General features: G+C 62.8%; 9 protein-coding genes and 1 pseudogene. 5 read left to right on the top strand and 5 right to left on the bottom strand.

Annotation, left to right across the window (positions count from 1 at the left end):
* Positions 1–213: 213 nt before the first annotated feature.
* Positions 214–1,041 (bottom strand): ABC transporter ATP-binding protein, encoded by an 828-nt coding sequence (locus VFU66_RS13140; RefSeq protein WP_326446718.1) that lies wholly within the window; start codon positions 1,039–1,041, stop codon positions 214–216.
* Between the two features lie 313 nt (positions 1,042–1,354).
* On the opposite strand from VFU66_RS13140, the gene VFU66_RS13135 reads away from it, so the two are divergent.
* Both VFU66_RS13135 and VFU66_RS13130 read left to right on the top strand, forming a co-directional pair.
* Complete coding sequence (locus VFU66_RS13135; RefSeq protein ID WP_326446717.1) at positions 1,355–2,752, top strand: hypothetical protein; 1,398 nt, start codon at positions 1,355–1,357, stop codon at positions 2,750–2,752.
* 719 nt (positions 2,753–3,471) lie between these two features.
* On the top strand, positions 3,472–5,040 hold the full coding sequence (locus tag VFU66_RS13130; RefSeq protein ID WP_326446716.1) for a tannase/feruloyl esterase family alpha/beta hydrolase: 1,569 nt from the start codon (positions 3,472–3,474) through the stop codon (positions 5,038–5,040).
* A gap of 147 nt (positions 5,041–5,187) precedes the next feature.
* Here the strand turns inward: VFU66_RS13130 and VFU66_RS13125 are convergent, their stop codons facing one another.
* From VFU66_RS13125 to VFU66_RS13115, 3 genes are all read right to left on the bottom strand, one after another.
* Positions 5,188–6,330 (bottom strand): FAD-dependent oxidoreductase, encoded by a 1,143-nt coding sequence (locus tag VFU66_RS13125; RefSeq protein ID WP_326446715.1) that lies wholly within the window; start codon positions 6,328–6,330, stop codon positions 5,188–5,190.
* Positions 6,331–6,344: 14 nt separating this feature from the next.
* A complete protein-coding gene (locus tag VFU66_RS13120) occupies positions 6,345–6,947 on the bottom strand; it encodes a TetR/AcrR family transcriptional regulator (protein ID WP_326446714.1) in 603 nt (200 codons plus the stop codon).
* 85 nt (positions 6,948–7,032) lie between these two features.
* Positions 7,033–9,645 carry an endonuclease MutS2 gene (locus tag VFU66_RS13115; RefSeq protein WP_326446713.1) on the bottom strand — a complete coding sequence of 871 codons (2,613 nt, stop codon included), beginning with the start codon at positions 9,643–9,645 and terminating at the stop codon, positions 7,033–7,035.
* A 122-nt stretch (positions 9,646–9,767) separates the two neighbouring features.
* On the opposite strand from VFU66_RS13115, the gene VFU66_RS13110 reads away from it, so the two are divergent.
* Genes VFU66_RS13110 through VFU66_RS13100 form a run of 3 tightly spaced genes read left to right on the top strand, consistent with a single transcriptional unit; the run spans position 9,768 to position 12,217 of the window.
* Entirely contained in the window at positions 9,768–10,304 is a 537-nt protein-coding gene (locus VFU66_RS13110; protein ID WP_326446712.1) for a zinc ribbon domain-containing protein, read from the top strand.
* 35 nt (positions 10,305–10,339) lie between these two features.
* On the top strand, positions 10,340–11,329 hold the full coding sequence (hemB, locus tag VFU66_RS13105; protein WP_326446711.1) for a porphobilinogen synthase: 990 nt from the start codon (positions 10,340–10,342) through the stop codon (positions 11,327–11,329).
* Positions 11,330–11,332: 3 nt separating this feature from the next.
* Entirely contained in the window at positions 11,333–12,217 is an 885-nt protein-coding gene (locus VFU66_RS13100) for a 2-dehydropantoate 2-reductase (RefSeq protein WP_326446710.1), read from the top strand.
* 3 nt (positions 12,218–12,220) lie between these two features.
* Here the strand turns inward: VFU66_RS13100 and VFU66_RS13095 are convergent.
* Positions 12,221–12,595 (bottom strand): annotated as a pseudogene (locus VFU66_RS13095) (hypothetical protein); the annotation flags it as partial.

Here is a 12,595-nt window from a genome sequence, read left to right as displayed (position 1 = left end):
AAAGAGGGTGCTGAAAAAGTGTCTCGCCGGGAAGAAAGCGTACCTCAGCGGCTAAAGCCGCGTTGATTTTGCAGCGTTAGCGGCACGGCTGAAGCCGTGCCCTTAAGCAAAACTGACTTTTTCAGCACCCTCTAAAGCCCCCATTGCATTGAGGGACATGATGGCGTGGCTGAAGCCACACCCCTTCAAAGCGAAGACTTAATCAGAGGCTCCTTAGGGGATTGCGGTGAGGGGGCGGGAGCGGTCGGTGTGCATGGTGGGGGCGGCGGCGAGCAGGCGGCGGGTGTAGGGGTGTTGGGGATGACGGAAGAGGTCGGCGGCGGGGGCCTCTTCGACGATGTGGCCGTGCTGCATGACGGCGACGCGGTCTGCCACCTGCGAGACGACGGCAAGGTCGTGCGAGATGAAGAGCATGGCCAGGTTGTGGGTGCGGCGGAGCTGGTTGAGCAGGTGGAGGATCTGGGCCTGCACGGTGACGTCGAGTGCAGTGGTGGGTTCGTCGGCGATGAGGAGACGGGGACGGTTGATGAGCGCCTGGGCGATGAGGATGCGTTGGCGCTGGCCGCCGGAGAACTGATACGGGTAGTCGCGGAGGCGGTGCTCGGGGTCGGGCAGGGCGACCTCGTGCATGGCTTCGATGACCTTTCGGCGGATGTCGGCGCGAGAGAGTCCGGGGTGATGGGCCCCGTCGTTGTGAGCTTCAACGGCTTCGGCGATCTGGCGGCCGATGGGCATGACTGGGTTGAGCGCGGTCATGGGCTCCTGAAAGATCATGCTGATGCTTTGGCCGCGATGGCGGCGCATGGCTTCTTCGGGCAGGGTGAGGAGCGTCTGGCCGTCGAAGGTGATGTTTCCGGTGACTTCAGCGGTGGGCGGCAGCAGGCGGAGCAGTGCAAGCGAGGTGGCGGACTTGCCGCTGCCGGATTCGCCGACCAGGCCAAGGGTCTCGCCGGGATGGATGCGGAAGGAGATGTTCTGGACGGCAGGGTGGGAGCCGAAGCGGATGGAGAGGTCGTTGACTTCGAGGAGCGGCGCGTCCATTGGGCTGGTGCGATTGTAGCGTGCGGCTTGCGGCCGAGAGGCGTAACACCGATTGGCACCGATGCCACCGATAAAGACAAGAACGACCACGGATTTGCACGGATACCACGGATAAAAACAGATCGTTCCCCTTTCGAGTCATCCTTCCGCGCAGGGGGAGGAACCGTTTTTAATCCGCGTGCATCCGCGCGAATCCGTGGTCGTCTTCTTTTTAAAGATCGGCGGCATGGGTGCCAATCGGTGTTATGCCTCTCGGGATTCGCGCGTAGGGTGGGACTTTGGAGTGGAGGTATCGTCTAATCTGAGGACGGATATGAGAGCGCGGATTTTTGGAGCGATGGTTGGCGTGGCGTTGGCGGGCGGGCCAGTGTGGGCGCAGATGCACAAGGTCGCCAAGCCCCAGCAGGTGGTGCGCGCGGTGGGCGTGTACGAGTGGACCGGCGACATGGCCAAGCCGACGGCGAGCCGGCTGGTTCCGGTGTCGCTGTTCATCGAGGGAGATTTTCAGGATGCGGGCGTGTATATGCCGCAGCCTGTGCCTTTTGCGCTGGAGACGGGCAATATTTATGAGTTGAAGGATGCGGGCGCAGACAAGGGGACCGTCGAGCTGGAGTACGCGCGGCACATGCAGACGGCTAACGGTGACTACGACGACGGATGGTTTGGCTATGGGACGTACAAGCCGCTGGCTCCGCCCAAGCCGGTGATGGCGAAGAAGCTGCCGCCAGCGCGGACCTCGGGCATTACGTCGAGCGTGAAGGACACGGCGGAGGCGGAGCGGCCGACGTTTGCGCGGACTCCGGACGGGGAGCGCACGGCGGGAGCGCCGGAGCAGACTCAGAAGAAGGGTGCGTCTTCGCAGCCGTCGGCGTCGCAGCAGGGCGGCGCTTCGGCATCCGATGGCACGACATCTACGCCTGCGGATGATCCGGACCGTCCGGTGCTGAAGCGACGGACGCCGGAGGAGAAGCGGCAGGCTCAGGTGGAGGCGCGGTCGGATGCGGCGGGAATGGATGCCTCGTTGAATGAGGACCCGAATCGACCGAAGCTGCATCTTGGCAGGCCCGCGGGAGAGACGACGGGAGCGAATGTATCGAAGCTGGTGGGGCTGCCGGCGAATCTGCACCAGATGGTGGCGGTGTCGGATGCGGTGGACCGCGAGCCGCACGATTTTACGCGGCCGTGGGAGGACGCGGCGGAGCGGGCGGCGATTCTGAAAAAGATGGAAGCGATGGCCGAGGCGAAGCTGACGGCGTATGCGGCGGAGAATGCGCCTGTCGCCGAGCCTGCGGTTCCGAGTGCGAAGAAGACGGCTTCGCAGAGGACGCGGCGAAAGGTTCACGCGGCTGCTTCTGTGGCTCCGGCGCTAATGGATGAGGAACTGAAGGGCTATACGCTGAGCTATGGCGGCGATCCGACGTATGTGTACATGGCGCACACGGCGGCCCTGGGAGGGGCACTGCGGTATGTAACCGTGGTGGCCCAGACCGATGCGATCGGCCAGGTGAACCAGGTGCTGGCGAGCGCGACGGACGCGGCGCATCTGGACCGCACGCCGGAGATGAAGTTTGTGGATGTGGTGGACGCGGACGCGAGCAACCGGGCGAGTCTGCTGTTTGAACTGCGTGAGCAGAGCACGCGGCAGTTTGCGCTGTATCGGGTGATTGCGGGGCGATCGCAGCAGGTCTTTGTTTCGGGCACGACGCAGTAGAGACTTAAGGAAGGTCTGATTAAGTCCGCGAAGATTCCCTCAGGGGCTAAAGAGGGTGCTGAAAAAGTGTCTTGCCGGGAAGAAAGCGTACCTCAGCGGCTAAAGCCGCGTTGATTTTGCAGCGTTAGCGGCACGGCTGAAGCCGTGCCCTTAAGCAAAACTGACTTTTTCAGCACCCTCTAAAGCCGCATTGCATTGAGGGACGTTATGGCGTGGCTGAAGCCACGCCCCTTCAAAGCGAAGACCTAATCAGAGGTTCCTTAACGCCGATTGGTACCGATTGCACCGATTTTAAAGCGCGACCGCGGATTTGCGCGGATGTACACGGATGAAATGCGTCCGGGATGGTTCGTGCGGACATACGCGAAATGCGGGGGTTCTTCCCATTCAACTTCGCTCAGGGCAGGCTGCTTCGCCCAGAATGACGACGTAAAGGCGGCTGGTGGAGAGTGTGCGTTCCCACCCATGCGCGATGAAACTGCGCATGAATGGGGCACCCGAGCGTTGGTGGCTGGTTGGGAGGACAAAAGCAGATTCCTTCGCTGCGCTACGGAATGGAAATACAAAAAGGGCTGCGAATGGAAACGCAAAAAGGCTGCAATGGAAATGCAAAAAGGCTGCGGAATGGAAATACACCAATCTACAAGATGGAAATGCAATGGAAAGGGTGACAGTTTTCGAGAAGAGCACTACCTTGGTCGAGGGAGGCGTGCGGCGAGATGAGGGCTGAGCGTTCGCGGGTGATGAGAGCAGTTGTGTCGATGGTTGCGGTGGCGTTGCTGACGGCTTCGGCTGCGTGGGCAGAGAGCGGCGGCGCGGCGGCGTGCGCGGGGCTGATGAAGCTGAGTTTGGCGGAGACGACGATCGAGTCGGCGGCTGTGGTTCCGGCGGGAACGCTCACGTTGCCGAAGCCTGAACCGGTGCTGGAGGAGCTGCCGGAGTTCTGCCGCGTGGTCGGTGTGACGAGGCCGGCGATACGGTTTGAGGTGTGGCTGCCGACGACGATCTGGAACGGAAAGTTCGAGGGCGTCGGGAATGGCGGGACGGCGGGGTTCATCAGCTATCGGCCGATGGCGCTGGCGCTCAGGCGCGGTTATGCGACGGCGAGCACGGACACGGGCCATGTGAACCATCCGTATGGGAATGGGTTCGATGCAAGCTGGGCGCGGGGGCGGCCGGACCTGGTGCGCGACTTCGGCTGGCGCGCACTGCATGTGACGACGGTGAATGCGAAGGCGGTGGTTGCTGCGTTTTATGGCGCGGCGGCGCGGCGCGCGTACTACGTGGGCTGCTCGCAGGGCGGAGGGCAGGGGTTGATGGAGGCGCAGCGATTCCCTGCTGACTACGACGGCCTGCTGGTGGGCGACCCGGCGAACAACTGGACGCGGCACTACATTGGCGAGCACCTGTGGTATTCGGTTGCGACGCTGAAGGACCCGGAGAGCTATATTCCTGCAAGCAAGGTCTCGATTCTGGCCAACGCGGTGAACAAAGCCTGCGATGCGAAGGATGGTGTGCGCGATGGCGTGGTGAGCGATCCGCTGGCGTGTAAGTTCGACCCGGCGGTGCTTGTGTGCAAGGTGGGGCAGAACCCTGCGACATGCCTGACGGCGAAGCAGGTGGCTGCGGTGAAGGCGATCTGGGGCGGAGCGCGTGACTCATCGGGCAGGCTGATTAATCCGGGACTGGTCCAGGGTGGCGAAGGTGGGCCGGGTGGATGGGCACGCTGGGTGACAGGCACGAAGCCTTTTGGCGGAACGCACTGGAAGGCCGCCGACGCTGTGCTGAAGGACATGGTCTTTGACGACCCGGAGTACAATTCGCTCGACTTCAACTTCGACACGGACACGAAGCTGTTTGAACAGAAGATCGGTCCTGCGATGGACGCCGTGGACCCTGACCTGAGGCCGATGGAGCGGCGCGGGGCGAAGATGATTCTGTACCACGGGTGGAGCGACCCGGATATTTCGCCCTTGAACACGATTGACTACTACAACGACGTCGAGAAGACAGTCGGGGTGAAGGAAACCGGGAGCTTTCTGCGTTTGTTCATGGTTCCCGGAATGCAGCATTGCGGCGGCGGGCCGGGTGCGACGACGTTTGATGGCCTGACGGCGCTGGAACGCTGGGTGGAAGACGGCGTCGCGCCGGAGAGGATACTGGCTGCGAAAATTGTCGATGGTGCTGTCGAGGAGACGCGGCCGCTGTGCGCGTATCCGAAGCAGGCGGTGTATGCGGGCAAGGGGAATACGAGCGACGCGGAGAACTTTCGGTGCGAGGCGCGATAGAGACATAACAGCGATTGCGCCGATTTTTAAAGACGGCCACGGATGTTCGCGGATTGATACGGATGAGAAACCGAATCTGTGAACACCCGTGCCAATCTGCGGTTGATCTCTTGTTTAGCAAAAGCGACGAGTGACCGCTCAGGCTTCCTATATTGCCGAATCCATCAGCGGTTCAAACATGGAGAGGAACCGCGCGGGCGAGACTGCCCGCATCACCGCGTTACGGATACCGACGGCGAGCGGGTTGCGCGGGCGGATCATCCACATGAGTTGGCGGGATTGGCTCTGGACGCCATCGACACGTGCGCGGCGGCGATGTTCGTAGCGAAGGAGCGCCTCGGGGATGCGAATAGAGGAGGTGCGCGAAAGCTCGTCGGCGAGGACGTAGGCAGACTCGATGGCCAGCGACGCACCGACGCCAGCGCTGGGCAAGATGGCATGGGCCGCGTCGCCGACCAGCGCGACCCGGCCCTGGGTCCAGCGCGGCAGGCGGATGTCGAGGAAGTCGTCGTGCCAGATGGAGGGGTCGGTACAGGTGGCGAGGGCCGAACGCGCCCAGTCGGGAAAGCTCGAGAACAACGATTCGAGATGGGCGCGGCGTGTGGCAGGGTCGTCTGTGGCAGAGCGCGGCGAGGCCGCGGCGGCAAAGCAGCAGGGCCGCCCGCGCGAAGGGAAGAAACCCATGTAGAGGCCGCGGCCGTATACCTCACGGGTGTCGCGACCGATGTCGATGTTGGTCCAGAAAGCCCAGCCGGTAACGCCGTGCCACGCAAACGGCAGATCGCCGAAGACGAGCCGGCGAGTCTCGGAGCCCAGACCGTCTGCGCCGAGGACGGCGTCGTATTCGCCGGTTGAGCCATCATTGAAGGTGACGGCTACGGTATCCCCCGCTTGATGAAGATGCGTGATGGAGCGGCCAAAGGCAACCGGGATGCTGACCGCAGCGCGGAGGGCATCGACCAGGCTGGCGCGGCTGATGTAGAAGTTGTCGCCATACTGCGATGCGAAGCTGCCGAAGTTGGCTTCGAGGAGCGTGCGTCCACGCTGGTCGATAGCCTGATACATATCGGGCCGGACGCCGAGACCGGCAAGATGAGCGCGGAGGCCGAGGCTATTGAGAACGTTGAGCCCCGCAGGCCACAGACTGAGCGCGTAGCCGACGCCGCCGTAGCCATGCGCACGCTCGACAATCTCGGCGCCGATGCCGCGCTGCTCCAGTGCAGCGGCAAGCGTCAGCCCTGCGATTCCTCCTCCAACGATGAGCAGCCTTAGGTCTTGGCCGTAACGCATGTGCTTCCTCCTGTTTACTTCTTTCTTAGCCCATTGGTGAACATCACGATGGCCTCCGGCCCCAGCGTCTTCCAATCGACAGTTTTCGGCGTGATAGACCAGACCACGCCAAGTCCTTCGTAGATGCCGACGAGCGTCGTCGCTGCGTGACGCGGGTCGAGTGTAGGGTCGAGTTCCTTGTCCCGAATGCCCTCCTCGATCAGTGGGACAAGAATGGCGATGATCTCGGCATACATTGCGGCGAGGTGTTTGCGGACGTTGCGCTGGCGGAGCGCGATTGCGTAGAACTCCAACGCTATGGGCATCAGCCGCGACATGGCCTGGTAGTCGCGCGAGATCTGCCGGCCGATGCGAGTGAGGCGAGTGACGACGGTCGCGTCTTCCGCGGCAAGGACGCGCATGGCGTCGATGCTGCGGCGGAAGACGCGGTTGAGCAGCGCGGCAATGATGTCGTCCTTCTTTTTGAAGTACCAGTAGATGGCGCCTTTGCTAAGGCCGGCGCGCTCGGCGATGTCGTCCATGCGGGCTTCGTCGAAGCCGTGCTGGGCGAAGACATCTTCGGCGGTGTTGAGGATGAGGTCCTTACGGTCGGCGCTAACGTCTGGTCGTGGTGTCATGGCATTAATAATAACTGACTGACTGGTCGGTTTATTTATACACCCCATTCTGGCCGCTTGTCATTCCGGAATGATTGCTGGACGCTTATTGCCGCAGCTCGACCTCGGTTGCGCCCTGGCCGCCCTGGTTGTGTGGGGGTTCGGTGACGGCGGTGACGTGCGGGTGGTTGCGGAGGTAGTCGCGAAGGGTGCGGCGCAGGATGCCCATGCCTGTGCCGTGGACGATGCGGATGCGCGGCAGTCCGGCGAGGAAGGCGCGGTCGAGGAAGCGTTCGACCTCGTCGTGGGCCTCGTCGGCGGTGCGGCCGATGACGTTGATCTCCGAGGGGACGTAGTCGGGTTCGACGGCGGTGGCGATGGTGATGCCTCCGCGACGGCGCGCGGCTTCAAGCGGCGTGGGCGATTTGACGTGCTCGACTTCGGCGATGTCGTCGAGTGAGGCGCGCATCTTCATGGAACCGATGGAGACATCGAAGTTGCGTGCGTCGATTATGCGCTCGACCTTGGCCTGGCGGCTGAGCGATTTGAGCTTGACCAGATCGCCGGGTTGGATGTCTTTGGGGGCGATGGGCTGCGCGGCAGCTTCGGTTTTGTCCGCGCCAGTGTTGTGCGCAACGATGGTGGACTTGAACTGTTCGGCGAACTCGCGGCGGGCGCGTGCGATGGTGAGTTCGGAGTCGCGCGTGAGTTTTTTGGCGAGGGCTTTGTCGCCGATGCCCTTTGCGGTCTCCTTGAGTTGCGCGGCGAAGTCGTCGATGAGCGCGTTGAGTTTTATTTCGAGTTCTTTGGTGCGTGCTTTCTGCTCGGCGCGGCCTTCGAGGTCGAGCCGCATCTTTTCGCGCGCTACTTCGCGCTCGCGCTGCTGGAGCGATTCGCGTTCAGTGGTAGCGGCGGCAAGCTGCGCGTGGAGCTGATCGAGAAACTCGCCGAGGTCGGCAGTCTGGGTGCTCATCTGAGCACGGGCGGCGGCGATGATCGCGGTGTCGAGACCGAGGCGCTGCGCGATGTTCAAGCCGGCTGAGGCTCCTGGCACGCCGAGACGAAGCTGGTAGGTGGGCGTAAGGGTCTCGTGGTCGAAGCCTACGGCTGCGTTCAACACGCCTGCGTGATTGGCCGCGTAGACCTTGAGCGAAGTCAGGTGCGTGGTGATGGCCGACCACGCGCCGAGCGAGAGGAACCGTTCCGCGACAGCGACGGCAAGCGCCGCACCCTCTTCGGGGTCGGTGGCGGAGCCAAGTTCATCGAGAAGCACGAGCGACGACGGAGTGGCCTGGCGCGCGATGCGGTCGAGGTTGACGATGTGCGCGGAAAAGCTCGACAGGTTTCGCTCGATGGATTGCGCGTCGCCGATGTCGGCGTAAACGGCGGTGACGAGTGGAAGATGAGCCTCTTCGGCGGGGACCGGAATGCCCGTCTGGGCCATCAGCGCGACCAGGCCCAACGTCTTGAGTGAGACGGTTTTACCGCCGGTGTTGGGGCCGCTGACGATGAGCTGCTTTGTTTCGTGCGGAAGGATGATGGTGAGTGGGACTGGGACCTTTGGTTCGACGTGCGATTCGCGAGCCTCGGTCTTCATGCGGAGTTCGAGCAGAGGGTGGCGCGCGTTGGTGAGGGCGAGTTGCGGCTTTGATTCGTCATCCTGCGAACCTATCTTCGCGGCGATAAGGCCGCCGCGAAGACGGGGTACCCGGTCTTCATCGGCAGAAGAGAATGTGGGGCGGGTGCAGTTGAGTTCATTGGCGAAGCGGGCGCGGGCGAAGTGCGATTCGGCCTCGGCGAGGATGCATGCGCCGAGGTGAATGGCGAGGGCGCTCTCGCCGATGGAGCGTGTCATGGCGGCGAGGATGCGGCGAACCTCGGCCTGCTCCTCGTCGAGCAGGCGCACGAGTTCGTTGTTCTGCTCGATGGTTTCGAGCGGTTCGACGAAGACGGTTGCGCCTGAGGATGACGAGCCGTGAATGACACCGGGAATTTTGCGCTTGAATTCGGCTTTGACGGGGATGACGAAGCGTTCGCCGCGAATGGTGATGAGGTCGTCGGTAGAGGACTGCGTGCTCCCCTCTTCGCGCAAGCGGCGCGCGGCGCGGCGCAGGCCTTCTTCGATGGCGCGGTGCTGACGCTCGATGGCGCGGCGGATGCGGCGAAGCTCGGGTGAGGCGTCGTCTTCGAGCGAGCCGTCGGGAGCAATCTTGCCGCGCAGTTGGCGTAGCAGCGGGGCGAAGTCGTGCTCGGCCAGCGGCGTGGAGAGATCTGCGATTCCATCCTTTGCGATCAAGCCCGCAAAGGATGGGGCACCTGAGGAATTTGCGCCCGGCAGGGTAAGGTTGCGCCAGGCGGCAACACGCTCGATGATGTGCAGCAGCGAGAACACTTCGAGGCCGCCGAGTGCAGCGCCTTCGATGCGCGACTGGTCGAGCAGCGCGGTGGGGTCGAAGAGTCCGTGGAAGTCGAAGCTGCGGCCCTGCGTGAGAAAGGCGCGGACCTCGGCGGTGCGCTGGTGCTCGCGCTCGATCCACGCGAGGTCGGCTGAGGGTGTGAGCGCCAGTACCCAGGCGCGGCCCACGGGCGAGGAAGCAAGGCTGGCGATGTGTTCGCTAAGGCGCGGCCACTCAAGCGCCTCGGCGCTGGTCTCGGCCAGCGGCAAGGGGATGCGCGGCAATAGCTCGTCGGAGGTCATCTGTACTATCGTAATCCGCAAGGGAACTGCGGCAGGGGTGGCTGCGTAGCAGCTTAGGGCTTAGGGCTTAGGGATCGGGGACAGCAGGTTTCTTGCTGCGGAAGGATGATCACTGAACCGCTTGGCCTATAAGGAGGTGCGCGATGGTCTGTCATGCTTGTGGAGCACAGGTGGCAAGCGGGCTTCGTTACTGCGCGCAGTGCGGCGCGGAGGTGGCGCCGCCTCCCTGGCCCAATACGTCACCGTCGAAGTTGGTGATGTTGTCCGAGTCGCGGGTGCAGCGCAACTTGCAGACACTCTCGTACCTTTGGCTGGCGTATGGCGGCCTGCGGGTGATTCATGGGCTGATCGGCATCTTTGTATTGCGAACAATCTTCACGCATGGGTTTGAATTTGGCATGTGGAACTTCGGCAACATGGGTGGAGCGGCAAGCCAACAGTGGATGGTGCATCTGATTCCTGTGATTGCCACGGTAACGCTGGTCGGGGCGGCGCTTTCACTGTTCACCGGCTATGCTCTGCTGACGCGCCAGTCGTGGGGTCGCGTGTTGGCGATTGTGGTGGCGATCCTGTCGCTTATTCGGATTCCGTTCGGGACGGCGCTCGGCATTTACACACTTTGGGTACTTGGCGCGGGAGACGCGGGGCTGGAGTATCAGGACATGGTGGACCGGGGTTGAACGCACCGGAGTATCGTGCGAAGTACACTAGCTGCATGAGCTTTCCTGTGACGAGAATGCGCCGGATGCGCCGCACCGAAGCGATGCGCTCGCTGGTGCGCGAGACGCACCTGACGCCGGGCGCAATGATTTATCCGCTGTTTATCTGCCCGGGCGAGGGGGTGCAGCGCGAGATTGGCTCGATGCCCGGGTGCTTCAACCTCTCGGTTGATGAGGCCGTGAAGGAAGCTGAGGCGTGTGCCGCGCTCGGGCTTGGTGGCCTGCTGCTGTTTGGGCTTCCGTCGGAAAAAGATGAACAGGGTACGGGAGCATGGGCCGATGACGGCATCGTACAGACTGCGCTCGGCGAGCTGAAGAAAAACCGTAAGCTCGATTCGCTGGTGATGATGGCCGATGTGTGCCTGTGCGAGTACACGTCGCATGGGCACTGCGGCGTGGTGTCGCGTGATGGCGATCATTACGAGATTGCGAATGACGCGAGCGTGGCGCTGCTGGCGAAGACCTCTGCTTCGCTGGCGAAGGCGGGTGCGGACGTGATTGCTCCAAGCGACATGATGGACGGGCGCGTGGCGGCGATTCGTGCAGCACTCGACGCAGGTGGACACGAGATGACGCCGGTGCTGAGCTATGCATCGAAGTTCTCGAGCGCGTTTTACGGGCCGTTCCGCGAGGCGGCAGACTCCGCTCCGCAGTTCGGCGACCGGCGTAGTTACCAGATGGACGGGGCAAATCTGTGTGAGGCGATGCGCGAGATTGAGCTGGACCTGGCCGAGGGCGCGGACATGGTTCTGATGAAACCTGCGATGCCTTATCTGGATGTGATTCGTGCCGCGCGGGAGCGGTTCGACGTACCAATGGGCGCATATCAGGTGTCGGGCGAGTTCTCGATGCTACATGCTGCGTTCGCTCGTGGATGGTTGGAGCCGGAACGAGCGATGATGGAGTCGCTGATCTCGATACGGCGCGCGGGCGCGGACTTTATCGTGACGTACTTTGCGAAGGATGCGGCGAAGGTGCTGGGTTAGCCGATGGCGCGTATTGCGATTGTCGGTGTGGGGGCGATCGGCGGGGTGGTGGCTTCACTATTGCAGTCGGCGGGGCGGCATGAGCTTGTGCTGTGTGCTCGACGTTCCCTGGGCGAACTCGTGGTTGAGACACCGGATGGGGTCGTTACGATCAACGCAACGGTGCTGACCAGACCTGAAGAGGCGAAGCCGGTCGATTGGTTGATGGTGGCGACCAAGGCGTATGACGTTGCAGGTGCAGCGAAGTGGTTGGAACGGCTCAGTGCAGAGGGGGCGCCGGTTGCGGTATTGCAGAATGGCGTGGAGCACCGCGAACGGTTTCTGCCGTTTGTGACGGAGGAGCGGATTGTTCCCGTGGTTGTCGATTGTCCCGCGGAGCGGGTTGCGCCAGAGCGCATTGTGCAGCGCGGCCTGATGAGCCTGAAGGTGCCGGAGGGTGCTCTGGGAGCGGAGTTCGTTGCGCTGTTTGCGCGAACGGCCGCAGATGCTGTGACCGTGCCGGATTGGACGACAGTGGCCTGGCGCAAGCTGTGCCATAACGCTGCCGGCGCCATCTCAGCCCTGACGTTGCAGCCGAATGGCGTGATGCGCGACGAGGCGATTGGCGAAATCGCGCTGGAGTTGGTGCGCGAGTGCGTGGCTGTGGGTAGAGCGGAGGGTGCTGTGCTGGCTGACTCGGTTCCCGAGGATGTGCTGGAGGCGTATCGACGTTCGGCTGTGGATGGGGTGAATTCGCTGCTTGCTGACAGGCGCGCCGGTAGACCGATGGAGACTGATGCGCGCAATGGTGTGATTGTGCGGATGGGACGGAAACATGGAATTCCAACGCCTGCGAACAGCATGGCGGTGGCGTTGTTGGGTGCGATGACTGGGGAGTCGCCGCGCTGAAGACTACTTTTCGCTTGCTTGAATGCAGGCTCGTTTGCCCGCCATCTTCTGGTTGAGCAGGCGCGGCAGGAGCAGGTGGAAGAAAGTATCGGGGTGGGGTTCGAGACAGACGTTGGCGTTGGGTGTGCCGGGTGTGGCGCGGGTGAAGCCCTTGCTATCCACCGCGATGTGGAGCGGCGTGGTGGGGCAGGTTGCGGGGTCGATGGCATAGGCCATGGCGACCGGGTCGTAGAGGGTTGGGGTTGTCTGGATGGCGTTGCGCTGCCACTCGGCGGTCAGCAGTTGGAGCGAGTCGGTGAGCGGCGTGCTGATGGAGGCGAGCAGAGACTGCTTGGCCTCATCGAACTTCAGTTGCGTGGAGTCGAGCGGCATCATGTC

Origin of the sequence: Edaphobacter sp. (assembly GCF_035763405.1) — a bacterium.
In the GTDB taxonomy this organism is placed as follows: Bacteria; Acidobacteriota; Terriglobia; order Terriglobales; family Acidobacteriaceae; genus Edaphobacter.
The sequence above is the reverse complement of the archived record's forward strand: the minus strand, read 5'-3'. Positions and strand labels throughout refer to the sequence as shown.